Consider the following 23,040-nt stretch of genomic DNA (forward strand, 5'->3'; position numbering starts at 1 on the left):
GCCCGTCCGGGCAGGCGTCCGCCGGGGTCCCCGGCCGGCTCGGCGGCTGCCGCGCCGGCCACCGCCTCCGGAAGCGCACGGGTGCGCCCGGCCGCGTCGGCGAACGTCCTGACGCCGCACCACCCGGACGGCGGGGAGCACGGGCGGTCCGGTCCGGACGCGGTCCCGTCCGCCGGTCCCGGATGTTCTCGGTACCGCTGGCCACTGTTCCTCCCTGCCGGGCCGAGCCGTCCGGCGCACGCCGCCGGCAGGCCCGCGATGCCCGGCTGAGCAAATGGAACGGCGGGCTGCCGGGCGAGGCGCTGCGGGACTGCCCGGGATGCCGCGCCAATCTAGTCACTTCTGCGGGGGAGACACACAACTTCCGAATTCCATTCGGTAATCGAGAGAGGCATTCAGTGCTGAACGAACTTGATTCGGTTCCTGTCGCGTTTCTCCGGCGCGATGCACGGCGGGCCGACCGCGATCCGGCCCGCGTCTCCGGCTCCGCCCCGTCGGCATGCCCGGTGTGGAGGACTTCCCGGTCCAGCCGGTGGTCCGCGGCACCGGGCACCCGTACGCCTTTGTGCTCGACTTTGTGCTCGACCGTCCGACGCGGCTCCGGGGATCGCGACGTGCGCACCTCGGCGGCCTTCCGGCAGATGCCCACGCCGGTGGTCGGGCCGCCGATCCGGCGGACCGGCGCGGGCACCGCGGCTAGCCCGCCAGGGGAACGGCTCCCGGGACGGCCACGGTGTCCGCGCCGGCCGTCTGGAGGGCCCGCTTCCGGGAGGTGAACACCGACCACAGCATCCGGATGTCACGGGTACGGGTGACGAAGGTCAGGCCGTGCGCGGCCGCGGCGGGAGCGGTGGTGAGCGCCAAGTCGACTTCCCCCCTGCTCGCCGTGGCGGCCGCGGCGCTGGTGGAGTTGGTGTGAGTGACCCCCGAGACGGTGACCCCCGGGCCGATCAACTGCTCGATCAGCGGTACGGGGGCGGGGTGGCTCGCCACCCGCACCCGGTCCGTCAGCTTCGCCCCGGGACGCGCGGCGAGTCCGTACTGCGGGGTGTCGAAGACGAACGCCCCGGCCAGGGAGAGCTCCGGGTCCATATAGAACTGGCTTATCGCGGCATAGGCGTTGGCGACCAGGAGTAAGGTCCCCTCCTCCCTGCGCAGCGCGTCGCCCGCCCTCTCGTAGTCGTCGTACAGGGAGATGACGGTCTCGCACCCGTTGTGGGCGCTCAGCAGGCCGCTCAGATGGCGGGCCGCCGCCTCACTGCTGGTGCCCGCGGGGCCCAGGGTGACGATGCCCTCCCGCTGGGATCCGTACGACAGCAGGATGTCGATCAACGGTTCACGTGTCTGGTTCATGGTGCCGGTTCCCCTTGGCGTTCCCGGTTCTTTCCCCCGGTGAGTGTCTGCATGGTCCGCGCTGAACGTGTGGAGCGGTCGCGGTGCGGCCCGGACGGTCAGGCCGGGCCGCACCATCCGCCTTTTTGGCAGGGACATGCCTAGCTGGTGGTCGAGTCGGGGCACACCCGGACGGCGAGCGGAGAGAGAAGGGAGGAGGCCCGCGACGGGAGAGCCGCGGAAGGGGTCACAGTTCCACCGGAGTGAGCCAGTGACGGTACCTGTCGTCCTCGCCCCGCACCGCGCGGTGGTAGAGCTCCCTCAGCCGGGTGGTGACCGGACCCGGGACGCCGCGGCCGACCTTGCGGCCGTCCACCTCGCACACCGGCTGGATCTCGATGCCCGTCCCGGTGAGGAAGACTTCGTCCGCGGTGTACAGCTCGGACCGGGCGACGGCCCGTTCCACCGGGACCGTGCCGAGTTCGTCGCGGGCCAGTTCGGTCACACAGGCCCGGGTGATGCCCTCCAGGATGTCGGCACTGGGCGGCGGCGTGACCAGCTCCCCCCGCCGCACCAGGAACACGTTGGACGTGCTGGCCTCGGCGACGGTCCCCGCCTGGTTGAGCAGGATGGCTTCGTCGAAGCCGGCGGCATGCACCTCGTCGACCGCCAGGGCGTTGTTGGCGTAGCCACCGGTGATCTTCGCCCGCGCGGGCAGGGAGGTGTCGGGGATCCTGCGCCAGGAGGACACCCCGCACCGCAGGCCCAGCCCGGAGACCGTGCTGCCCATCGGAACGGTGTGGAGCGACAGGGAGGTGGTGACCCCGCGCAGTTTCACCCCGAACGGGACACCGGGCTCGAAGGACCGCTTGTAGGCCAGCGGGCGGATGTAGGTGTGCCCGCGGTGGCCGTTGCGCCGCAGCAGGTCCACGGTGACGTCCACCAGTTCGTCGGCACTGGCGGGGAGATCGAGCCGCAGGAAGCCGCAGGAGTCGGCGAACCGCTCGTAGTGGTCCCTCAGCCGCAGGGCGTACAGCTCTTGCTGTGCGCTGTTCCAGTAGGCCCGGATGCCTTCGAAGACGCCCGTTCCGTAGTTGAGCGCCTGGATGGAGGGGGTCAGCCGGACCTCGGACATCCGGACGAAGTCGCCGTCCAGGTACAGCCAGGGCGTCGCGGCGGCGGTGGGACGCTCGCCGAGCGTTCCGGTTCCCCCGGTTCCGTTCTTCACCGCACCTCCCGCTGTCCGGCGATGGCCAGGGCGGCCAGCCGCTCCGCCTCGGGCTCCGCGGTGCGCCGGTCGTGGATGCGGGCCGCCTTCCAGCTGACCATCGCGCCGGTGGTGGTGATGGCGCCGAGGTCGTCGGTGAACCGGATCTCGGCGGGCGTGCCGAAACGTTCCATCAGGTCGGCGCGGAGGGCGCCCGTACCGGTGCCGGACCGGTCGGCGAAATCGGCCGTCTCCAGCAGCACGGTCAAGGTGTCCACGCCTTCGATCCGGTCGATGACGACCTGGTAGCCCTGGCAACCGGTGAGCCGGCCGAGGACGAGCTGTTCGAGGTCGAAGGCGTGGACCGTGTTGCCGTTCAGCGTCAAGCGGTCCCGCACCCGGCCCAGCGGCCGCAGGAGGGGTGAGGGGTAGGAGGCCCCGGTCCCGGCCGGCCGCATCACCACCATGTCGCCGGTCCGGTAGCGGATCAGCGGCTTGCTGCCGCGGTACAGGTGGGTGATCACCAGTTCGCCCTGGACGGCACCGTCTGGCCCGGCCTGCACCGGGGTTCCGGAGTTCGGGTCGATCACCTCGTAGCAGACGTTGAGCGGGGCGGTGTGCAGCAGTTCGTCGTCGCGCACGGCCGCGAGGATCGACGCCTCCTGCGAGGCGTACATGCTGTTGTACGCCGTGGCGTCCCACAACGAGCCGATGTTCGCCGCCAGGGCCGGGGTCAGCAGCTCGCCCACCAGCAGCAGGAAGGAGACTGAGAGATCCCGCCGCGGGTCGAGGCCGGCCCGTCGCGCCTCCTTGGCCAGCGCCATCGCCATGCCCGGCGTGCAGACCAGACCGGTGAACGGCATCTCCCGGAGGAGTTGAAGGGCGCGCCGGTAGCCGACGACCGGGGAGTGCGGCCACATCTTGGCCACCGTGTGGCCGAGGTTGCGGAACACGTCGCCGAAGGTGTCCCCGGTGGAGTGGAGTTCGGTCGGCCCCATCACGGCTACGAGATGAGGGCCGTCGTGCCGCCGGAGCACCGTGTCGTAGCACAGCGAGAGCACTGTGTTGTTGACGATGGAGTCCACGTTGTTCCGGGGGCAGGGGGTCGCCGGCCCGGTGGTGCCGGTGGTCTCGTAGAACACCCAGCTGTCGGTGACCGGCTGTGAGGCGGTCCCCAGCATGTTCTGCCGCAGATCGTCCTTCGTGGTGAACGGCAGGTCCCCGAGGTCCCCGAGGGCGAACCGGCCGATTCTCTCGTCGGAGAGCCCGGCAAGTCTCTCGCCGTAGAAGGGCGAGTTGTCCCTGGTGTAGCGGAGTACGTCTCTCAACTGGTCGAGCTGGTGCGCCGCGAGCCGTTCCGAGGTCCACTTTCCGGCCTCGAACTCCCGGTGCGCGCGGAGCGTATCACGGGCGAATCGGTTCAGCTCTTCATTGAAGAGGGTGAACAAGGATGTCTCCTTGCGTGGTTTCCAGCCGATACCGGGCCGACGTCTGCGGTGCTTTTTGACATGCCCGGCACAGGGCGCGAAAGAAAGATAAAAGTGCGACGAAAGGCGCTTTCAGACGGGGCCCGCTCAGGGCCGGCGGCCGCCCGGCCACTGTTTTACCACCACGTCCGCGCACCCCTCGGCGATCGGGACGCCGCATGCGGCGCGGCGGGGAACTCTCCACTCTCGGATGTTCCGACGGCTGTGAGGTCACAGGCTTCGACACGGTCCGCGACATTGCGTCCCGCAGCCCACTTCAGAATTTCGGATTTCCCCCCGGGGCGCCCACAGGAAACCTGTTCGCCCCTCTTCACTCCCGAATCGCCACGACTGACACCCTCACTGAGGCGAGACGGCATGGTGTTCCTGGTCAAGAGATTCGCTTCCCCCTACTGCACCGTGTCTCCGCACAGTGCATCGTGCGGTTCCAGAAAGCCCCACACTGGAAGTAGGGCCCGGAAATCCATCGGTTCCGCAACGGATTCATAACCCCTTCCACCAGAAGGGAAACACGATCCCGCACCGGTCGTCAAGGAGTTTCCGGCCCGGCCGGCCGCAGGGCCGCCTCCTCCGTTGACCCCGGCACAGGCTGGCCGAAAACACCCACCTGACAGCCACGTCATTGCGGCGGAACATCCGGTTCCGAATATCCTTCACCCGCAGTTTCCCGACCTACCCACAGGTAGCTGTGGCACGCGTCACGCAAAAATCGCGCCGCTCCCCCGACCACCGGGCAGTCAAAAGGGAATTTCCTACATGAGCGCCGGGCACCCGGAGAAACGAACTTTCCGGGAAGTTCTTCTGTCATTGATTTGGCGTGAACTGAATGAACCGCGCCTGCGCGGCCCACACAACAGGAACCGGACGGTCCGCATAGCGGAAATCAGCACACGTCCCGGCACCGACGGAACAGGTTGCCACTCGGGGAAAACGGGAGACCAGATGATTTTTCCGAACGGAGAGGAAGCAGGTGAAATGTTACGGATGCCCGAGGCGGTCCCGCGGGTGAGCGAGGCGCCGGCGGCCCGCAGCAACGGCGTCACCCGGCCACCGCGGGCCGTGGTACGCCTCCCTGCGGGGGTCCGTGTCCGAAGCCGGAGCGGTAACGCCACCCGGCGTTCCGCGCGGTGGGCCGGCAAACGGCCGCCCCGCGAGTCGAACCGACGCCGGCGGGCCGACGCAGCGGGGTGGGCGGTGCCGGCCCACCGCGTACCCCCTCCCCCGCCGGTCGATCCGCTCCCGGACCGCGGCCCCCGTACGATGACGCCCGTACGAACCACGAACACGGTGGGGGGCCGTCTTCCGTCCGTCCGGGAACCGGCCGCGGACGTTCCGGAGAAGGCCCGGGGAGATCACCGCCCACGTCGGCCGCGGAGGAACGGCCGCGGTGGAGGCGGGTGACGCCCTCCCGCCGGTCCGGGAAGGGCACCCCGGCGAACAGGACGTCCGCGGAGAACCGGGAGAGTCGCCCAAGGGCACCGGCCGGGCCGGGAGCCGGCGGCCGGGCCCGGCCCTCAAGCCACCGGGAGTCGCCGCCGCGGGCGCGGCGGCCGGTTGCCGCATCGCGGAGCGGACCCGTGAGCGGGCCGGGTGCACCGGTGCGACCGCGCACGGCCGGGAACCGAGTGGGCTGCCGGAGTAGGGTCCAGGCAGTCCCCGATGGTCCGGAACACACGGGCGCGTCCGAAAGGCATGGTCAGCGATGGGATTCACCCCCGGCCGCATCATCACCCACTGCCCGTACTGCGGGACCGGCTACCCGGAGAACGCCGGATGGCCCCGGGACTGCGCCGGCTGCGGGGAGACGAGCTGGGCGAACCCGCTGCCCGTGGCGGTCGCGCTGCAGCCCGTCACCACAGCGGGCGGCGGCCGGGGGGTGGTGGTGGTACGGCGGGACATCGAGCCCTTCCGCGGCGAGCTGGCCCTGCCCGGCGGCTACATGGAGCTGGGCGAGACCTGGCAGCAGGCTGCCGTACGGGAGCTGTGGGAGGAGACCGGGCTGGAGGCCGACGCCGGACGGATGCGGCTCTTCGACGCCCACAGCTCGCCCAGGACGCTGCTGGTCTTCGGTCTGCTGCCCGCACGGGACGCGGCCTCGCTCCCGCCGTCGGCACCCACGGCCGAGGCGACGGAGTGGCTGGTGCTCCAGGAGCCCGTCGAGCTGGCCTTCCCCGCGCACACCGAGGCGCTGCGGGCGTATCTGGCCGGGGAGCACGGGGCGGGCGCCGCGCCCCTCGGGTGACGGCGGCCGGCGGCGGTGACCGGTGGCGGCTGGAAGGGTACGTTCCGGATCCGTGAGGGCGGGATGACGGGTCGTCATGTGCCCTGGTCATGAAGCACCGGAGGGCCGGGCGGCGCGGCGGCCCGCCGTTCCGTCCAGTACACGGTCCGGCCAATTTCCTTGCGGGCGGCGGCAGATGGGCAACAAGGCGTTTACCGATGCGCCACACGGGCGATACGTTGGTTACCTGGGAGCGCTCCCATCGAGCGTCCGCCGGACAGACCCCACTCCGCCCGCCGGCCGCACCGACCCGGACTGCTCCCGCACTGCTGTACAACCCCGACGACGGGTTGCGGTCGGCCCGCTCTGACGTCGGCGGGCCGATGTCGTCGGTCATCCGCACTCCGAAGGAGACCCCCCACATGACCACTCGACACAGCGGTCGGCGCGGCCTGCTCCGTGCGCCCCGCCTCCTGACCTTCCTGGGCGCGGCCGGACTCGCCATGGTCACCGCCGCCTCGACCACCACCCCCGCGGCGGCCCACGGCGCCACCATCGACCCGGGCTCCCGCACCTACCTGTGCTACAAGGACCTGGTCAGGAACGGGCACCAGACGCCCTCCAACCCCGCCTGTGCCGCCGCGGTCCAGCAGAACGGCACCGCCGGTCTGTACAACTGGTTCGCCGTGCTCGACTCCAACGGCGGCGGCCGCACCACGGGCTACATCCCCGACGGCAAGCTGTGCAGCGGCGGCGACCGCGGTCCGTTCCAGTTCTCCGCCTACAACGCGGCCCGCGCCGACTGGCCCAAGACGCACCTGTCCTCGGGCGCCAACATCAGGCTCAAGCACAGCAACTGGGCGCACCACCCGGGCAAGTTCGACGTGTACATCACCAAGCAGGGCTGGTCCCCGAACAAGGCCCTGGCCTGGGGTGACCTGGAGAAGATCAGCACGGTGACCAACCCGCCGCAGTCGGGCGCCGTCGGCTCCGAGGAGGGCCACTACTACTGGAACGTCCAGCTGCCGCAGCGGTCCGGCCAGCACATCCTCTACGTCCACTGGGCCCGCTCCGACAGCCAGGAGAACTTCTACTCCTGCTCCGACGTCGTCTTCGACGGCGGCAACGGCAACGTCACCTGGTGACGCACTGAGCCGAGGGGAGGCCGGCGGTCCGGTGACGTAGGTCCCGCGTGACCGGGCCACCGACCGCTCCCCGCGAACCCCGCCGGGCGCCGCCCGGCGGGGTTCTCCCGTTCCCGGCTCGCTCCCGCCCCGCCCCGGCCTGACGGCCGTCAGGCCGGGGCGCCCACCAGGCGCGCCACGTCCAGGACGCGGTGCGCGAAGCCGGACTCGTTGTCGTACCAGCCGAAGACCTTCACCTGCCGCCCGCCGCCGGTGACCTGGGTCAGCTGCGAGTCGAAGACGCAGGAGGCCGGGTCGCCGACGATGTCGCTGGAGACCAGCGGCGCGTCCGCGTAGCGCAGCACCCCGGCGAGCGGCCCCCCGGCGGCGGCCTCGGCGAAGAACCCGTTGACCTCCGCCGCGCTGGTCGGCCTGCCGACGCGGGCGGTCAGGTCGGTGAGGGAGCCCACCGGCACCGGCACCCGCAGCGCCGTCCCGGTGAGCTTCCCGTCCAGAGCGGGCAGCACCTGCCCGATGGCCCGGGCCGCGCCGGTGGAGGTGGGCACGATGTTGAGGGCGACCGAACGGGCCCGGCGCGGCACCCCGGTGGAGCTGCTCCCCACCCCGGACGCGCTGTCCGTCTGGACGGCCGCCGCCGGGATGCTCGACTCCCCCGCCCCGGCCGGCGCCGCGGACCTCGCCCGCGCGATACGGCTGCGGGAGGCGGTCTACCGCCTCGCCCACGCCGCCGCCACCGGCACGCCCCTCCGGCCCGAGGACTGCGGGACGGTCAACGAGGCCGCCGCCGCGCACCCGCCGGTCCGGGTCGAGCTGCGCCCCGACGGCACGGTCCGGCGCACCGGCACCGTGGACGCCGTCCTGTCCTCCCTGGCCCGTGCCACCGTCACCCTGCTCGGCGGGGCGACACCCGGCCTGCTCAAGGAGTGCGCCTGGTCGGACTGCACCCGCCTCTACCTCGACCGCTCCCACCGCGGCTCACGCCGCTGGTGCGACATGGCGGGCTGCGGCAACCGCGCCAAGGCCGCGGGCCACCGCGCCCGCCGCACCGCCCGGTAGCGGGCGGTCACCCACGCCGGCCCGCCCGCGTCGGTCAGCTCGCGCGGCCCGCCCGGACACCGCCTCCACGGCCACGGCCATGGCCACGGGGCCGCACCGCCGGTGGCGCGGCCCCGTCCGGCCGCCGCGCCACCCGTCCGGCCCGGCGTCACTTCCTGCACAGCCGACAGGCCTTGAGCCCCCGCTCCTTCGCCTTCTCCTCGGGGATCGTCTCCCGCCCTCCGCAGGTCTCCTGCTTGCCGTTCAGCGCCGGGCAGCCGGGATCGGTGTGGTACGCGTACCGGTGCACCCCGATGCGCACGTGGACTTCCCTCATGCTCGGTCCTCCCTGCTGCGCCGTTCCCCGTGCCACCGGGGCCGTCCGCCACCGGGCGGCACGCGCTTTCAAGGCCGGTTTCCCAGCCCCCCGGCAGAACCAATCACCCTCTCCAGGAGCGCGTTGAAGCTCACCCCGGAGCTCGGAACGGACTCTCACCCCCCGTCGGTAGGCCCACGTCGGTAGGCCCACCCCGCCCTGGAGGAGAAGCAGCAGACCCTGGTCAACCGTCTCGGGACCGACGGCATCCGGCTCACCGGAAAGGGCTGCGAGGTCCACGGCCACGACCTCGGCACCACGTGCACCGCCGGGTGGACACGGGAGCCGGGCTCAGCCTTCTCCGGCTCCGGCTGCCCGGCGGACGAAGGCATCGCCCCCGGCAGCGGTCCTCCGGGGGACCAGCCGGGCGGTACCGTGCACAGCCCCAGCCGTCCGCGACGGAGGACAGACATCGTGAGCGCGCAGCCCGACGATCCGTACGGGCCTCTGGTTCCGATGCCCGATCTCACTCCCGGCGCCCTGCGGGACGCGGTCGCCCGGATCACCCCCAGCCGGACTCCCGGGCTCACCAGGCACCTGTTCGAGGCCACCACGAATGCGCAGCAGACGCAGAGCCTCGCCCCGCTGCGTGCCTTCGTGCACTCCTGGGCCGTGTTCGTCGCGATCGAGCGTCGTCCCGAACGCGCCGTCCGCCTGCGGGAACTGGAGCGGATCGTGGAAGCGGGTGAGCAGGACCCGACGGAGGCGATCACCGAGATCCGGCGGATCCGCTACGAGGCGGTGACAGAGGCCGGGCTGTGAGTGACTGGAAGTGGGACTACAACCCCGATGAGACCTGCATCGCCGGCGGTCTCCCGCCCGGCGTGGTGACGGAAGTGGAGAGGATCGCCACCGCGCTCACCGCTCCCGGCCCCGACACGGTGCGGGTCGGCAGGCGTTCGACCGGGAAGGCGGGTTGCGCGAGTTCGACATCCTCGGCGGCCGCGGCTTCATCAGCTTCCTCGCGGTACCTCGCCACCAGTGCGTCTACGTCCGCGGCGTCACCTGGTACGGCTGACGCGAGGCGTCCCGCCCGCCGCCCGCTCCGGAACCGGCCGGGGAAAGTGGCGTCCCGGACATGAGGGTCGCGTTCTTCGGCCGGAGCGGCACAGGAGGGCCTGCGGACCGCAAAGCTGCAAGGAGGGAGCATCGCGATGCCCGGAGACGGGCTGTCCAACGCTGTGTACGCGCTCATCGTCGGGGCGTGGCTGATGTATCTGGGGCCGGTGGTGTGGCGCCGGCTCGCGTCCGACCCACACGCCGCCGACCGGGCGGCTCTGCGTCACGCGACCGTGATCGCCGCTGTTCTCGGCGCAGCGGTCGGCGGGATCGTGGCGCCGGTCAGCGTGTGGCGCGGCATCGCGGCAGGCATCACGGTGTTCGCCTTCGCGCGGGTCGTGATTCCGCGGTACGCCCGGCGGAAACTGGCGGAGGAGAGGTGAGACCACCCTCTTCGCCCGGGTGGAGCCATGTGCCCCGGTGACAGGACGCGGCTGCCGAGCCGGCACCTCCCGCCCGTTCCGGGAACGGGGGCTTCGTGCTCCACGGAGCCGTCCGGTCGCGGCTGCGGATCTGGGCGGCCATCAACGGCGGAGGAGCCGTGCGGCGCCCTGGAGGCGGTACGGCGGCGGTCCGTGCCCTGAGGCCCCGGAGGCCGGAGGAGGTTCCGCCGTGCCCGGACGCCGCGGGACGGCTCACCCGGGTTCGTCCACGCGGGCCGGAAAAAAATTCCGCCGGTGATGTCGAGAACCCGTGGCCTGCTCCGTCCCCGCAGTGAACGCGACCACAATGGGTCGTACCACACGAGGAGACATCCGATGGCCAAGTACCTGCTGCTCAAGCACTACCGAGGCGCCCCGGCCGCGGTCAACGACGTGCCCATGGAGAAGTGGACGCCGGAGGAGATCTCGGCCCACGTGCAGTACATGCGCGACTTCGCGGCCCGGCTGGAGGGGACCGGCGAGTTCGTCGACGGGCAGGCACTCGCCCCCGAGGGGACGTGGGTCCGCTACGACGGCGAGGGCCGGCCGCCGGTCACCGACGGCCCGTTCGCCGAGACCAAGGACCTCATCGCCGGCTGGATGGTGATCGACGTCGACAGCCACGAGCGCGCCGTCGAGCTGGCCGGGGAGCTGTCGGCCGCCCCCGGGGCGGGCGGGGAGCCGATCCACGAGTGGCTGGAGGTGCGTCCGTTCCTGACCGCGCCGCCCACCATCACGGAGTGACCCGAGGTGGACGAGACTCTGCTGAGGAGCCTCACACCGAGCGTGCTCGGAATCCTCGTCCGCCGCGGAGCAGACTTCGCGGCGGCCGAGGACGCCGTGCAGGACGCGCTGGTCGAGGCGGTCCGCGTCTGGCCGGCCGGTCCCCCGCGGGATCCGAAGGGCTGGCTGGTCACGGTGGCCTGGCGCCGGTTCCTCGACGCGGCCCGGTCGGACGCCGCCCGCCGCCGCCGTGAGGACCTCGTGGACGAGGAGCCGGCACCGGGACCCACGCCCGCGGTGGACGACACGCTCCAGCTCTACTTCCTGTGCGCCCACCCGTCACTGACGCCGTCGTCCGCGGTCGCGCTCACCCTGCGCGCCGTCGGCGGGCTCACCACCCGCCAGATCGCCCGGGCCTGTCTGGTGCCCGAGGCGACGATGGCCCAGCGCATCAGCCGGGCCAAGCGCACCGTCTCGGGTGTGCGGTTCGACCGGCCCGGTGATGTCGCCACCGTGCTGCGCGTCCTGTACCTGGTCTTCAACGAGGGCTACTCCGGGGACGTCGACCTGGCCGCCGAGGCCATCCGGCTCACCCGGCAGCTCGCGGCCGTGATCGACCACCCCGAGGTGGCGGGGCTGCTCGCCCTCATGCTGCTCCACCACGCCCGGCGCGCCGCCCGGACCGCGCCCGACGGCGGCCTGGTGCCGCTCGCCGAGCAGGACCGCGGCCGGTGGGACACCGGGATGATCGCCGAGGGCGTCGGGATCCTGCAGGCGGCCCTCGCCCGCGACCGGCTGGGCGAGTTCCAGGCCCAGGCCGCCATCGCCGCCCTCCACGCGGACGCGCCCACCGCCGGGGAGACCGACTGGGTGCAGATCGTCGAGTGGTACGACGAGCTCGTGCGCCTGACCGACAGCCCCGTCGTCCGGCTCAACCGCGCGGTGGCCGTCGGCGAGGCCGACGGGCCGCGCGCCGGGCTGGCGGCGCTCGCGGAGCTGGACGACGCCCTGCCCCGCCACACCGCGGTGGCGGCGTACCTCCACGAGCGCGACGGCGATCCGGCGACGGCGGCGCGGCTGTACGCCGAGGCGGCCCGCAAGGCGCCCAGCCTCGCCGAACGCGACCACCTGACGCGCCGGGCCGCCCGCCTCAACACCCGCCGCTCCCGCTGACGGGCGTGTCCGGTTCCCGGACACGCCCGCGGCACCCCGTGCGGCCCCGTGGCCGCAGCGGTCGCATCGCAGTGAACAGACGCGCCGGAGGTGTGGCGCGTGCCCCAAGGGCCTCGTTCCCGGAGCGCCCGGTGAAGGAGCCCGTCCGCGGCGGCTCGGCTGTCCGGGGAGCGCCTCACCCGGGCTCCGGCTACGAGGAGTCGATACGGCCCGGCAGCCGGCGTCCCGGACCCCGGCGCCTCGTGGCCCGGTCCCGGGACCGGGACCGGGCCGGATGGTTTTCCGGGGCCGTCGGTTGCCTCGACTCGGCTTCGTCGAACAGGTGTTGCTCTGTCCGGGGGCGGTAACGGCGGTGTCCTGGGTCGAGGACTTCCCTGGCTCCGGGCCGTCCGCGGGGCGCATGGTGACTGCACAGCCACTCCCCACCGGGACACGGGGCTCCGCGCCCCGGTCCCCCCGCGCAAAGGAGTCTTCCCATGTTCTCCAGCCGCCGCGCCAAGTCCTTCCTCGTCGCCGTCGCGTTCCTCACGGGCACCGGACTGCTGACCGCCTGCCAGGGTGAGGACACGGCGAGCGCCGACACCTCCGCGAGCACCGGCAGCAGCACGGCGGTCCCGGCTCAGAAGAAGGCGAAGCCCACGGGCGTCAGCGGCACCTTCGCCGACGGGGTGGTGGAGTACCTCGCCCCGGACAAGTACCTCGTGAGCACCGGGGACAGGGACCAGCAGTTCTGGGTGTCGCGCGACACCAAGGTCCACGGTGCCGGCACCATCTGCGGCAAGGCCGGCGCGAGCGGCACCGAGTGCACGCTCGAAGAGCTGGAGAAGGTCCTCAAGGGGGGATCCGTCCCCGCGGACGTCGTCCTGAAGGACGGCATCGCGACCACGATCACCGAGCGGCAGGCGCCGGACGAGGGCGCCCCCGTCGAGGATCCCGAGCCGGTCACCGAGGGGATCGGCAAGGGCAAGGGCGTCAACGGCACCTGGTTCGGCAGCGTCACCCGCCTCGCACCCGGCAAGTACATCGTCACCGGTCCCGGCGGCGAGGCCCAGCAGTTCTTCGTCGGCGAGGACACCAGGATCTGGGGCTCCGGCGACATCTGCGGCGACGAGGACGCGCAGGCCGTCACCGCCTGCACCGAGGCGCAGCTCGAGGCCGCCGCCAAGGGCCCGGGCGTCTCCGCGGAGGTCGTGATCGCCAACGGCATCGCCACCACCATCACCGACGACCACTGAGCCCCGCCGTCGCTGCCGGGTCTGGTCAAGGGAAGGCAGGCACCGGCCCGCTGCCGGCCGAGGGGACGGGCCCGGGCGGCTCGTGTCCTCGGCCGGACGGATGAGGGGCGCCTCCGAGCGGCCTCGACCCCCCGGACAGGGGCCCGACAGGGCTGTTCCGTGAGGACGCACCATCACCGCGGTTCTCGGCTGAGCCCGATCCTGCACCATCGAGCACCGGGAAGGGCAGCATGCCTGCGCTCGGGTACCTGTACGCCAGTCGAGTCGTGAGTTCGCGGAAACCTCTCTGTAGCGTCAAGAACAGTCAGGAGGCGAAACGAAACAGACAGAAAGGGGCTGACGTGAAACCGCTGCCCCGAAGCGAGAGCCCGCTGGTCGTACGGACGGACTTCTCCAGCGAGAAACGCTGGAACCTCCTCCAGCAGGTGCTGGAGCCGGACGAGCGGCACTCGTTCACGTCCTACGTGGAGTTCGTCGACGACCCCGCGTACCGGGACGCCGCACCGGAGCGCTTCCTGGAGCTGGTGCCGGAGGGCGACCCGGGCGCCGGCTTCCTGTTCATCGCGGACCGGATCGCCCTGCTGGACGACGAGTTCCCGCTCGTCGCCCTGGGGCTGAGCCGCTGCAAGGAACGCGGCATGACCTTCCGCACCTGCGCCTACGAGGTCGACGCGATCAGCGGGAACCTCTCCATCTGCCACATGGGCTTCGACGAGTTCGCCGAGGCCGTCGACCCGGACGGCGTCTTCCGCGGCTTCTGACCGGACGCGGCGGGGGTGGGCCGCCGACGGTCACCGGTGGACCCGGTCCCGGGTGTCCGTACGCGCGGACCGCCAGCGTCCGGCCGCGCGTCCGTGAACACGGCCCGCCGAGCGGCCCCGAACGGCAGGCGCGGCCCCTGTGCGTTCTCGGAGTCCCGTGGACCGTGGCGGTGACCGTGTGGTGGCCGGCGCCGCGGCGCGGCGCGCCCGGGAGTCCGGCCCGGGCCGGTACGGCGTTCCACGGGGCGCGGCCCCGGTGCGCGCGGGCGGTACGGGGCCGCCGGACCGGGCCCGGAGCGGGGCGCCCGGCGGCCGTACGGGCGGGGATCTCGCCCGACCGGAGGATTCGCGCTTGCGGGCCGTTCCCCGGCCGCAAGGACCTCTCACCTGCGGTTTCTCCCGATCATCACCTTCTGTGACGAATTGCGTGCGGATATGCACCGATTTAACGTGAATCGTGCACGGCAGTGATCGGTCCGCCACGGATCGTGACCTCATTCATGCGTCTTTTCCGAGCCCGGTCCGCCGCCGGGCCGCACCCTCCCAGGAGGTTTCTCCACGATGGTCAAGTCCAAGCTCAGCAAGCTCACCCTCTGCGCCGTCGGTGGCGCCGTCGCACTCGCCACCGCCGCGGGCCCGGCTCTCGCCGAACCGACTCCGGCCGAGGAGCTCAGCCGGCCGAACGTCGAGGCCCCCATGAAGATGGCGGAGGAGGCTGCTCCCAGCACCCTCACGGCCGCCAGCTCCTACAAGGGTCGCGTCATCGCCCGGAGCGGCCTGAACGTCCGCAGCAAGCCGAACACCTACAGCAAGGTCATCGGCTCGCTGCCGTACGGCAAGGTCATCCACATCGACTGCAAGGTCAACAGCCAGAACATCGACGGCAACCCGCGGTGGTACAAGCTGGACCGCAAGCACCACCACCACGACGGCTGGGTCTCGGCCCGCTACGTGGTGAACATCGGTGCGGCCCCGCACTTCTGCCACCACCGCTGACGCCTCCCCGGCGCGAACGCCCCGCCCCCGGCGCCACCACGGCGCCGGGGGCGGGCGTCCGTCGTCCGGACCCCGTCGCCCGGGCGGCGGCGGGCGGCGGGCGCTGCCGGCCACCGACAGGTCAACAAGGGGCGCCCAGGGGATTGACGAGCTTGCTGACGAGTAGTCTCATAAGAGGCGATGCCGGTGTGACCGTCAGTAACCCCTGTCTGTGAGGTGGCCGTGCGATGACGACCGCGACCGACGCCGGAAGGTCCGGAGAGCCCGGAGGGCTCCGGGACGCCCTCGGCCCGCTCAAGGACCGCGAGAAGACGGCCGAGCGGCTGCTCGCCGCGTCCGCCCGGCACTCCTTCGACCCCGACAAGGAGCTGGACTGGGACGCGCCCTTCGAGGAGGGCAAGTGGTTCTGGCCGCCGGAGCTGGTCTCCCTGTACGACACCCCGCTGTGGCGGCGGATGTCCGAGGAGCAGCGCATGGACCTGGCCCGCCACGAGGCGGCCTCGCTCGCCTCGCTGGGCATCTGGTTCGAGGTCATCCTGATGCAGCTGCTGGTGCGGCACATCTACGACAAGCCGCTGACCAGCTCGCACGTGCGCTACGCCCTCACCGAGATCGAGGACGAGTGCCGCCACTCCAAGATGTTCGCCCGCTTCATACAGAAGGCGGGCGTCCGGGCGTACCCGGTCAGGCCGCTCCACCACAACCTCGGGCGGCTGCTCAAGACCGTCTCCACCACCCCCGGTTCGTTCACCGCGACGCTGCTGGGCGAGGAGATCCTCGACTGGATGCAGCGGCTGACCTTCCCCGACGAGCGGATCCAGCCGCTGGTGCGCGGGGTGACCCGCATCCATGTCGTCGAGGAGGCGCGGCACGTGCGCTACGCCCGGGAGGAGCTGCGCCGCCAGATGGTGGACTGCCCGCGCTGGGAGGCGGAGCTGACCCGGATCAGCTCCGGCGAGGCGGCCCGGGTGATGTCGGTCTCCTTCGTCAACCCGCGGGTCTACACGGACGTCGGGCTCGACCGGCGCGAGGCCCTCGCCCAGGTGCGGGCCAGCGGGCACCGCCGCGAGGTGATGCAGGCGGGCGCGAAACGGCTGACGGACTTCCTGGACGAGATCGGCGTGCTGCGCGGGGTCGGCCGGCGGCTGTGGCGGAGTTCGGGGCTGTTGGCGTAACGGGCGCCGCGCGGGCCCGGGGACGCGCCGGGCGGCGGCGGTACGCTGCCCGTATGACCGCCCCGGCATACCGCAGGCTCAGCGTGGAGGAACGGCGCGGGCAGCTCATCGACACCGCGCTCGCCCTCTTCGCGCACCGTCCGCCCGAGGAGGTCTCCCTGGACGAGGTGGCCACCGCCGCGGGCGTCTCCCGGCCGCTGGTCTACCGCTACTTCCCCGGCGGCAAGCCGCAGCTCTACGAGGAGGCGCTGGGCAGCGCGGCCGACGAACTGCGGGAGTGCTTCGCCGAGCCGCAGACCGGCCCGCTCACCCACCGGCTGTCGCGTGCGCTGGACCGCTACCTGGCCTTCGTCGACGGGCACGACGCGGGGTTCGCCGCGCTGCTGAGGGGCGGCAGCGCCGCCGAGACCGCCCGGACGGACGCGATCGTGGACGGGGTGCGGCGGGCCGCGGCCGAGCAGATCCTGCTGCACATGCGGGTGCCCGAACCGGGTCCGCGGCTGCGGCTGATGGTGCGCACCTGGCTGGCCGGAGTGGAGGCCGCCTCGCTGATCTGGCTGGACGAGGGCAAGCAGCCGCCGCTGGACGAGCTGCGCGACTGGCTGGTGGACCACTTCGTCACCCTGCTGGCCGCCACCGCCGCCCACGACCCGCAGACGGCCGAGATCACCCGCGCCGCGCTGGCGGCGGAACGGGCCGACGGGGCGGTGGGGCGGCTGGCGCGGCGCGTCGTGCCGGTGGTCGAGGACTCCCTGCACCTGCTGTGAGACTGGGGCGGTGAGAAGCGAGGAGACGCTGTTCGTCGGCGGGCCGATGGACGGGCGGACACTGCCGGTACTGCTGGGACCCACCGGACGGCCGCCCAAGCACTACGAGATCCCCGTGCCGGACCCGGCCGGCGGCGCCCCGACCGTGTACGTCTACCGGCTGGAGGCGGTCACCGGGAGCGGGCGGCTGGCGGCGCTGCCGCGCGGCTGGCGGTACGTGTACGAGCCGGAGGGGCGGCCCCGGGGCGGACCGAGGTGGCCGTGGCGGAAGCCCGGAGGGCGGAACGGCGGGCGGAGCGGGCCGGAGGGCGCCTGACCGGGTGACGCTTCCGGCACCCGGTCAGCAGACGGCGGATGACGCGCTTTTTGCGAAGAGTTCCGGCAGGAACGGCGCATTCGGGGTCAGGACCGTGCCGTTCGGCCTACCCTGCGGCCCGTGAGCACAGGGATGCCGCGCCCCCACACCGGCGCACCCCGGCGGCTCGGCCCCTACCGGCTGTACGGGGTGCTGGGCCAGGGCGGGCTGGGCCCGGTCTACCTCGGCCGGGGCGGCGCACGGCGCGGCGGGCGCGGGCGGACCGCCGCCGTACGGGCGCTCTCGCCCGTCCTGCTGCGCGACCGGCAGGTCCGGGCCCGGCTGCGGAACGTCCTGGGGACCGTCCGGTCCCGGGTGACCGGCCCGTACGTGGCGCCGCCGCTGGACTGCGAGCTGGACGGCGAACGGCCGTGGGTGGCGACCGAGTTCGTGCCCGGCCCGGCCCTGGGCCGGCTGCTCGACCTGCACGGCCCGCCGCCGGAGGCGGTCGTACGGGCGCTCGGCGCGGCCCTGGCGCACGGGCTGGCCGAGCTGCACGCCGCCGGGGTCGTCCACGGCGCGTTGCGGCCGGGTGCGGTGCTGGTCGCCGCGGACCGGCCCCGGCTGGCGGACTGCGCGCTCCTGCTGGACTCCGCCGCCGCCGACGACGGGGACGCGCTGCGGCCCGCCGACGACGTCGCCGGGCTCGGCGCGCTCCTCGCGCGGCTCGCGGGCGGGCCGCAGGCGCTCACGGGGGCGCGGCCGGAGGACGGGCGGACGGCCGCCGCGACGGCGGGCATCCCCGCGGGGCTGCTGCCGGTGCTGCTCGCCTGCCTGCACCGGCGGCCCGGGGCGCGCCCGCCGGCGAACGAGCTGGCGTCCTGGCTGGACCCGGGGGCCACCGCCCGGCGCCCGGCGGAGGAGTGGCTGCCGCACACCTGGCTGCACACGATCGACTCCTGCGCGGAGCACGCCCGCGAACTGGGCGGACGGCGGCTGTTCGGCCGCTGAGCCCGGCCCCCGCCGGGACGGAAGAACGTGCTCGTCAGCGACCGGGCAGTCGGCGTACGGCAGGGGACGTGACAACAGCCGGGTGAAGTCACCGCAGACCGTCCCGGCATCGGCGCCGTGCGGCCCGTTCTGGTCACCCGCGAAAAGGGCACTGACGTTCCGGACCGCGCGAACCGGCGGCTCACAGACCCACGACTCCTGATCGCCGGAGCGGCCGGGAGCCACCACCCGGGGCCGTACCTGTGGCGACGCTTTCGGAAGTTGTAAGCGAACCTTAAATGAGAGCGCTCTCAGTCAAAAGTCTTGACCTTTGCGGGGCTCGTTAACCACAGTGGCGCATACCGGCCCCGTCCCCACCCCACGCGGACAGCGGCCGGTCACCGGGGGCTGCTTTGTCGTGCCCCTGCCATGCCAGTCCACACCTGCCACGTCCCTCAGGAGCTCCCCACCGTGGTATCCCGCAGAAGGTTCCTCGGCCTGTCCGCAGCGGCCGTCTCCGCCCCCGTCATCGGCTACGCCGCCACCTCCCGCGGCTTCGCGTCCGGCGGCGCGAGTCCCTCGGCCGCGGCGACCCCGACCGTGCGGTTCGTCAACTCCACCGGCCAGTCCGACACGTTCGCCTACGTCCACGCCAACATGCCCGGCGGCGGACAGGGCTTCCTCAACCCCTCCACCGGGCGGCTGGACCCCATCCCGAACCCGTCCGACACCATGCACGACCTGAGCGACTTCATCGCCGCGCGCCGGATCCCGTTCGGCCAGGAGATCCCGCTCAACGACCACCTCACCGGCGGGCGGATCTACTTCTCGCTCGGCGAGAGCGTGTCCTTCTTCGCCAACCCCAACGCGGGCGGCGAGGCGGGCGCCGTGGTCCAGCCGTCCGCCGCCAACCCCGGTGACGCCTCGTACAACATCTCCTGGGACTACTGCGAGTTCACCTACATCCCCGAGGGGATCTGGGGGAACATCACCTGCGTGGACGGCGTCGGCCTGCCCATCGCCCTGACCCTGACCCCCGGCAGCGGCGAGGAGCAGCACGTCGGCGGCATCCCGGAGGGCGGCACCGCCGCCATGGCCGAGCGGCTGAAGCAGGCCGGCGGCGACTGGGGCAAGTGCGCCCTGTACGACGGGGACCGGCTGGTGCGGGTCTCCAGCCCGGCCAAGCTCCCCGGCCTGGGCACCGAGGTGTTCGCCGGCCACTACGGCGAGTACGTCGACCAGGTGTGGCACAAGTACCGCGCCGACGGCGGCGAGGACCTGCGGATCGCCCTCGGCGACGTCTGGCCGGACACCACGGTCACCGGCCGCACCCAGGGCGACAAGCTGGTCTTCGAGGGGATCACGGACGGCTCCCCGAACACCTTCGACAAGCCGGGCACCGGCGCCGCCCCCGCCGAGGCCGACATCTTCGGCTGCGACGGCACCCTGCACGGCATCAACGCCACCCAGCAGGGCCGTATCGCCGCGGTGCTGGGCGCCGCGTTCTGCCGGACCACCCTGCTGAGCAACCCCTCCCAGCCCGACGCGACCTCCGCGGACTTCTACCGGAACGACCCGGTGTACGAGTACGCGCGGCTGGTGCACGAGATGGCGGCCGACGGGCGCGCCTACGCCTTCCCGTACGACGACGTCACCCCCACCCGGGAGAGCGACAAGGCGGGCGCGGTGCACACCGGAGGGGGCGGCGACTGGTCGCTGACCGTGACGGTCAAGCGGCCCGCCTGACCGCCGCGCGGACCGCCGGGCCCGAGGCGCCCCCCGGACGGCGGTCCGCGACGAGCGGGCGGCGGCCCCGCGTGCCACGATCACCGAGTAGCCACGGACGGTGTGGTGTCGTGACTCGTGCGCTGCGGAGGTGATCCGGTGTCACACCTGCGGGGCCGCCCGGCCCGAGCGGCGGCGGTCGCGGTCCTGACGGCCGCGGCCGCCGCCGTCCTGTTCCCGGCGACGGACGCGCGCGGCGAGTCCGTCGCCGACCTGCTGCTCCGGCTGCGGGAGGCGTACCGGCAGGCCGAGACCGCCGGCACGGCCCACCGAGCGGCCGGGCGGGAGCTGGCCGAGACGCGCGCCCGGACCGTCCGGCTCCAGCGCCGGCTGGCCGACACCCGGGTGGAGCTGGACGCGGCGCGCGACACGGCCGGGCTGGTCGCCCGCCGCCAGTACCAGGGCGCCGGTGCGTTCCCGCCCGCGCTGCGGCTGCTGCTCGGCCGCGACCTGGCCGAGACGCGGGCGGTGTTCGAGCACGGGCGGCTGCTGGAGCGGATGGCCGCGCGCCAGGAGGCCGCGGCCACCCGGCTGGACGCCGCCGAGGGGGAGTTGGACCGGCAGGCGACCCTGGCCCGCCGCGCCCTGGACCGGGAGCGGGTGCTCACCGCCCGGGAGGAGCAGCGGCGACACGCCGCCGAACAGCGGCTGGCGGAGGTCCAGCGGCTGCTGGCCGGCCTCGGCGACGAGGAACTGGCCGCACTGCGGCGGGCGCAGGCGCAGGCGCGGCCGCACCCGGGCGGCGGATGAGACGGGCGCGGCCCACCCGGACACGGCGGGTGGGCCGGGACCGGCGGGGCCGCGTACGGCCCCGCCGGGATCAGACCGAGGGCTCGGCGGCCGGGGCGGACGCGGCCAGCTCCGCCAGGCAGGCCCGGGCCTTCTCCGGGTCGAAGAACCAGTTCTCCAGGTCGGACGGGTCGCTGAAGGCGTTGGCGAAGCGGTCGGCCAGCGCCTGGTACTGCCCGCACGCGCCGATCAGCTCCAGGATGTGCTCCGGCGGCGGCGCCAGCAGCGCGTTCGACCACTTGGTGACGTGCCGGGCCGCCGTCTCCCAGTAGCGGTCGAAGGTGGCCTGCATCCACTCCGCGTCGAACGGCCGGTCACCCCGCTCCAGGATCGAGTCCAGGTAGACCGCCGCGCACTTGGCTGCGGCGTTGGAGCCCTGCCCGGTGATCGGGTCGTTGGCCACCACCACGTCGGCCACGCCCAGCACCGCACCGCCCGAGGGCAGCCTGCCGACCGGCTTGCGGACGGTCGGGGCGTAGCGGCCGGCCAGGGTGGCGTTCGCGTCGGTCAGCTCCACCTTGGTGGCCCGCTCGTACTCCCAGGGGGTGAAGCGCTCCATCAGCTCCAGGGTGAGGGACAGGTGCTCGGCCGGGTCGCGCACGCCCTGGAAGACGTCCAGCGGACCGCCCGGGACGCCCTCCCAGAACAGGATGTCGCAGGCGCCGGAGAGGGTGTAACCGGGGATCATGAACAGCTCGCCGACGCCCGGCACCAGGTTGAAGCGCACCGCCAGCATGTCGGGGTGCTCCGGGCGCCGCTCCAGGCCGTGCACGTAGGAGACGGCCAGGGCGCGCTGCGGTTTGTCGTACGGGGAGCGCGCGGCGTCGCGCTCGAACATCGACACCAGCTCGCCCTTGCCCGCCGCGACCAGCACCAGGTCGTAGGTGCGGGCGAAGAAGTCCAGGTCGGAGACGGCCGCGCCGTGGATGACGAGCTGACCGCCGCGCTGGGCGAAGGTCTCCAGCCAGCCGGCCATCTTCACGCGCTGGTCGATCGACTGCGCGTAGCCGTCCAGGTGACCCACCCAGTCGATGACGCGCGAACTCTCCGGACCGACGACCGAGACGCCCAGGCCCTCGGTGCGCGGGCTCTGGTTCTCCCAGAAGTTGATCTCCAGGTCGCGTTCGTGCTGGAGCGCCTGGTCGAACATGCACTGGGTGGACATGATCCGGCCGCCGCGGATCTCGTCCGCCGTGCGGTTGGACATCACGGTGACCTCGTAGCCGTGCGACTGGAGGCCGAGCGCGAGCTGGAGGCCGGACTGGCCGGCTCCGACGATGAGTATCTTCCGCATGGCGGATCTCCCCTGGGTGCTGGATACCTGGGTGCGTGCTGGTCTGCTGCGGGGGGGGGTGGCGGTCCGGGGCCGGCGGTGCCGCCGCGCGCGGCGGGCGGTCACCGGGCGGGTGTCAGGCGGGCGTGAGGTCCAGCGCCTGGGCGACGAGCGCCAGCAGCGCGTCCACGACCGTGTCCCGTTTGCGCGCGTCCATCACCAGGACGGGGATGCCGTCCGGGACGGACAGCGCCTCGCGCACGTCCTCGGGCTCGTAGTAGGCCGTCCCCTCGAAGTGGTTGACGGCCACGACGTAGGGCAGGTCGCAGCTCTCGAAGTAGTCGAGCGCCGGGAAGCAGTCCTCCAGACGGCGGGTGTCGGCCATCACGACCGCCCCGATCGCGCCGCGCACCAGGTCGTCCCACATGAACCAGAACCGCTTCTGGCCGGGGGTGCCGAACAGGTAGAGCACCAGATCGGCGTCGAGGGTGATGCGGCCGAAGTCCATGGCGACCGTGGTGGTGGTCTTCTCCGGGGTCGCGGCGAGGTCGTCGGTGCCCTCGCTCGCCCGGGTCATCACCGCCTCGGTGGTCAGCGGCTCGATCTCGGAGACCGAGCCGACGAAGGTGGTCTTGCCCACGCCGAAGCCGCCCGCCACCACGATCTTGGTGGCGACGGGGGCGCGACCGCGCTCCTCCTGCCAGGGCTGGAACCTTTCGGCGCCCGCTGCCGGGCCCGCCGCGGAGCTGTTCATGTCGATGCTTCTGTTCGTGTGTGCGTCGGTACGTGCTTCG

Annotated in this window: 22 protein-coding genes and 1 pseudogene; 16 read left to right on the plus strand and 7 right to left on the minus strand. The window is 72.8% G+C overall.

Annotated features, from left to right (window positions below; translation table 11 throughout):
• Positions 1 to 696: 696 nt before the first annotated feature.
• From V1L54_RS05025 to V1L54_RS05035, 3 genes are all read right to left on the minus strand, one after another.
• Positions 697 to 1,353, minus strand: a complete 657-nt coding sequence (locus V1L54_RS05025) for a hypothetical protein (protein WP_330116626.1) — start codon at positions 1,351 to 1,353, stop codon at positions 697 to 699.
• Between the two features lie 226 nt (positions 1,354 to 1,579).
• Positions 1,580 to 2,560: a branched-chain amino acid transaminase gene (locus tag V1L54_RS05030; RefSeq protein WP_330116627.1), complete on the minus strand. Its 981-nt coding sequence runs from the start codon at positions 2,558 to 2,560 to the stop codon at positions 1,580 to 1,582.
• Positions 2,557 to 3,987: a phenylacetate--CoA ligase family protein gene (locus tag V1L54_RS05035; protein ID WP_330116628.1), complete on the minus strand. Its 1,431-nt coding sequence runs from the start codon at positions 3,985 to 3,987 to the stop codon at positions 2,557 to 2,559. Before V1L54_RS05035 ends, V1L54_RS05030 begins: the two co-directional genes overlap by 4 nt.
• Before the next feature lie 1,741 nt (positions 3,988 to 5,728).
• On the opposite strand from V1L54_RS05035, the gene V1L54_RS05040 reads away from it, so the two are divergent.
• Together V1L54_RS05040 and V1L54_RS05045 are read left to right on the plus strand one after the other, a co-directional pair.
• Positions 5,729 to 6,268, plus strand: a complete 540-nt coding sequence (locus V1L54_RS05040) for an NUDIX domain-containing protein (protein ID WP_330116629.1) — start codon at positions 5,729 to 5,731, stop codon at positions 6,266 to 6,268.
• A 401-nt stretch (positions 6,269 to 6,669) separates the two neighbouring features.
• Positions 6,670 to 7,386, plus strand: a pseudogene (locus V1L54_RS05045) (lytic polysaccharide monooxygenase auxiliary activity family 9 protein); the annotation flags it as partial.
• A gap of 155 nt (positions 7,387 to 7,541) precedes the next feature.
• Here the strand turns inward: V1L54_RS05045 and V1L54_RS05050 are convergent.
• A complete protein-coding gene (locus tag V1L54_RS05050) occupies positions 7,542 to 7,937 on the minus strand; it encodes a hypothetical protein (RefSeq protein ID WP_443076481.1) in 396 nt (131 codons plus the stop codon).
• 1 nt (position 7,938) lies between these two features.
• On the opposite strand from V1L54_RS05050, the gene V1L54_RS05055 reads away from it, so the two are divergent.
• On the plus strand, positions 7,939 to 8,448 hold the full coding sequence (locus V1L54_RS05055; RefSeq protein WP_330116630.1) for a CGNR zinc finger domain-containing protein: 510 nt from the start codon (positions 7,939 to 7,941) through the stop codon (positions 8,446 to 8,448).
• A gap of 148 nt (positions 8,449 to 8,596) precedes the next feature.
• Here V1L54_RS05055 and V1L54_RS05060 read toward each other — a convergent pair whose 3' ends face one another.
• On the minus strand, positions 8,597 to 8,764 hold the full coding sequence (locus V1L54_RS05060; RefSeq protein WP_330116631.1) for a hypothetical protein: 168 nt from the start codon (positions 8,762 to 8,764) through the stop codon (positions 8,597 to 8,599).
• A 453-nt stretch (positions 8,765 to 9,217) separates the two neighbouring features.
• On the opposite strand from V1L54_RS05060, the gene V1L54_RS05065 reads away from it, so the two are divergent.
• The 13 genes from V1L54_RS05065 (at position 9,218) to V1L54_RS05125 (ending at position 20,934) form a co-directional block, all read left to right on the plus strand.
• Positions 9,218 to 9,565 carry a DUF6247 family protein gene (locus V1L54_RS05065; protein ID WP_330116632.1) on the plus strand — a complete coding sequence of 116 codons (348 nt, stop codon included), beginning with the start codon at positions 9,218 to 9,220 and terminating at the stop codon, positions 9,563 to 9,565.
• Positions 9,566 to 9,957: 392 nt separating this feature from the next.
• Positions 9,958 to 10,245 (plus strand): hypothetical protein, encoded by a 288-nt coding sequence (locus V1L54_RS05070; protein WP_330116633.1) that lies wholly within the window; start codon positions 9,958 to 9,960, stop codon positions 10,243 to 10,245.
• Between the two features lie 375 nt (positions 10,246 to 10,620).
• A complete protein-coding gene (locus V1L54_RS05075; RefSeq protein ID WP_330116634.1) occupies positions 10,621 to 11,028 on the plus strand; it encodes a YciI family protein in 408 nt (135 codons plus the stop codon).
• A 6-nt stretch (positions 11,029 to 11,034) separates the two neighbouring features.
• The gene (locus V1L54_RS05080; protein ID WP_330116635.1) at positions 11,035 to 12,180 is read left to right on the plus strand and encodes an RNA polymerase sigma factor; all 1,146 of its coding nucleotides are present in this window, start codon (positions 11,035 to 11,037) and stop codon (positions 12,178 to 12,180) included.
• A gap of 476 nt (positions 12,181 to 12,656) precedes the next feature.
• A complete protein-coding gene (locus tag V1L54_RS05085; RefSeq protein WP_330116636.1) occupies positions 12,657 to 13,415 on the plus strand; it encodes a hypothetical protein in 759 nt (252 codons plus the stop codon).
• 341 nt (positions 13,416 to 13,756) lie between these two features.
• The gene (locus V1L54_RS05090) at positions 13,757 to 14,176 is read left to right on the plus strand and encodes a DUF6924 domain-containing protein (protein ID WP_330116637.1); all 420 of its coding nucleotides are present in this window, start codon (positions 13,757 to 13,759) and stop codon (positions 14,174 to 14,176) included.
• A gap of 561 nt (positions 14,177 to 14,737) precedes the next feature.
• Positions 14,738 to 15,172, plus strand: a complete 435-nt coding sequence (locus V1L54_RS05095; RefSeq protein ID WP_330116638.1) for an SH3 domain-containing protein — start codon at positions 14,738 to 14,740, stop codon at positions 15,170 to 15,172.
• Positions 15,173 to 15,399: 227 nt separating this feature from the next.
• Entirely contained in the window at positions 15,400 to 16,347 is a 948-nt protein-coding gene (locus tag V1L54_RS05100; RefSeq protein WP_330116639.1) for an AurF N-oxygenase family protein, read from the plus strand.
• Between the two features lie 53 nt (positions 16,348 to 16,400).
• The gene (locus V1L54_RS05105) at positions 16,401 to 17,114 is read left to right on the plus strand and encodes a TetR/AcrR family transcriptional regulator (RefSeq protein ID WP_330116640.1); all 714 of its coding nucleotides are present in this window, start codon (positions 16,401 to 16,403) and stop codon (positions 17,112 to 17,114) included.
• A gap of 10 nt (positions 17,115 to 17,124) precedes the next feature.
• Positions 17,125 to 17,430, plus strand: a complete 306-nt coding sequence (locus tag V1L54_RS05110; protein ID WP_330116641.1) for a DUF8847 domain-containing protein — start codon at positions 17,125 to 17,127, stop codon at positions 17,428 to 17,430.
• 120 nt (positions 17,431 to 17,550) lie between these two features.
• Entirely contained in the window at positions 17,551 to 18,420 is an 870-nt protein-coding gene (locus V1L54_RS05115) for a protein kinase family protein (protein ID WP_330116642.1), read from the plus strand.
• 450 nt (positions 18,421 to 18,870) lie between these two features.
• Positions 18,871 to 20,145 (plus strand): glycoside hydrolase family 64 protein, encoded by a 1,275-nt coding sequence (locus tag V1L54_RS05120; RefSeq protein ID WP_330116643.1) that lies wholly within the window; start codon positions 18,871 to 18,873, stop codon positions 20,143 to 20,145.
• A 138-nt stretch (positions 20,146 to 20,283) separates the two neighbouring features.
• Complete coding sequence (locus tag V1L54_RS05125) at positions 20,284 to 20,934, plus strand: coiled-coil domain-containing protein (protein ID WP_330116644.1); 651 nt, start codon at positions 20,284 to 20,286, stop codon at positions 20,932 to 20,934.
• Between the two features lie 70 nt (positions 20,935 to 21,004).
• Here the strand turns inward: V1L54_RS05125 and V1L54_RS05130 are convergent, their stop codons facing one another.
• Positions 21,005 to 22,267, minus strand: a complete 1,263-nt coding sequence (locus V1L54_RS05130; RefSeq protein ID WP_330116645.1) for a styrene monooxygenase/indole monooxygenase family protein — start codon at positions 22,265 to 22,267, stop codon at positions 21,005 to 21,007.
• A gap of 115 nt (positions 22,268 to 22,382) precedes the next feature.
• The gene (locus V1L54_RS05135) at positions 22,383 to 23,000 is read right to left on the minus strand and encodes a GTP-binding protein (protein ID WP_330116646.1); all 618 of its coding nucleotides are present in this window, start codon (positions 22,998 to 23,000) and stop codon (positions 22,383 to 22,385) included.
• Between the last annotated feature and the right edge of the window lie 40 nt (positions 23,001 to 23,040).

This window comes from Streptomyces rubellus (genome assembly GCF_036323805.1).
Lineage (GTDB): Bacteria > Actinomycetota > Actinomycetes > Streptomycetales > Streptomycetaceae > Streptomyces.

Excerpts from the sequence above, each read along its gene's own strand:
- V1L54_RS05055 (WP_330116630.1), top strand. The coding sequence starts at position 7,939 with ATGTTGAGGGCGACCGAACGGGCCCGGCGCGGCACCCCGGTGGAGCTG.
- V1L54_RS05085 (WP_330116636.1), top strand. The coding sequence starts at position 12,657 with ATGTTCTCCAGCCGCCGCGCCAAGTCCTTCCTCGTCGCCGTCGCGTTC.
- V1L54_RS05075 (WP_330116634.1), top strand. The coding sequence starts at position 10,621 with ATGGCCAAGTACCTGCTGCTCAAGCACTACCGAGGCGCCCCGGCCGCG.
- V1L54_RS05095 (WP_330116638.1), top strand. The coding sequence starts at position 14,738 with ATGGTCAAGTCCAAGCTCAGCAAGCTCACCCTCTGCGCCGTCGGTGGC.
- V1L54_RS05135 (WP_330116646.1), bottom strand. The coding sequence starts at position 23,000 with ATGAACAGCTCCGCGGCGGGCCCGGCAGCGGGCGCCGAAAGGTTCCAG.
- V1L54_RS05070 (WP_330116633.1), top strand. The coding sequence starts at position 9,958 with ATGCCCGGAGACGGGCTGTCCAACGCTGTGTACGCGCTCATCGTCGGG.
- V1L54_RS05025 (WP_330116626.1), bottom strand. The coding sequence starts at position 1,353 with ATGAACCAGACACGTGAACCGTTGATCGACATCCTGCTGTCGTACGGA.
- V1L54_RS05130 (WP_330116645.1), bottom strand. The coding sequence starts at position 22,267 with ATGCGGAAGATACTCATCGTCGGAGCCGGCCAGTCCGGCCTCCAGCTC.
- V1L54_RS05100 (WP_330116639.1), top strand. The coding sequence starts at position 15,400 with ATGACGACCGCGACCGACGCCGGAAGGTCCGGAGAGCCCGGAGGGCTC.
- V1L54_RS05060 (WP_330116631.1), bottom strand. The coding sequence starts at position 8,764 with ATGAGGGAAGTCCACGTGCGCATCGGGGTGCACCGGTACGCGTACCAC.
- V1L54_RS05105 (WP_330116640.1), top strand. The coding sequence starts at position 16,401 with ATGACCGCCCCGGCATACCGCAGGCTCAGCGTGGAGGAACGGCGCGGG.
- V1L54_RS05040 (WP_330116629.1), top strand. The coding sequence starts at position 5,729 with ATGGGATTCACCCCCGGCCGCATCATCACCCACTGCCCGTACTGCGGG.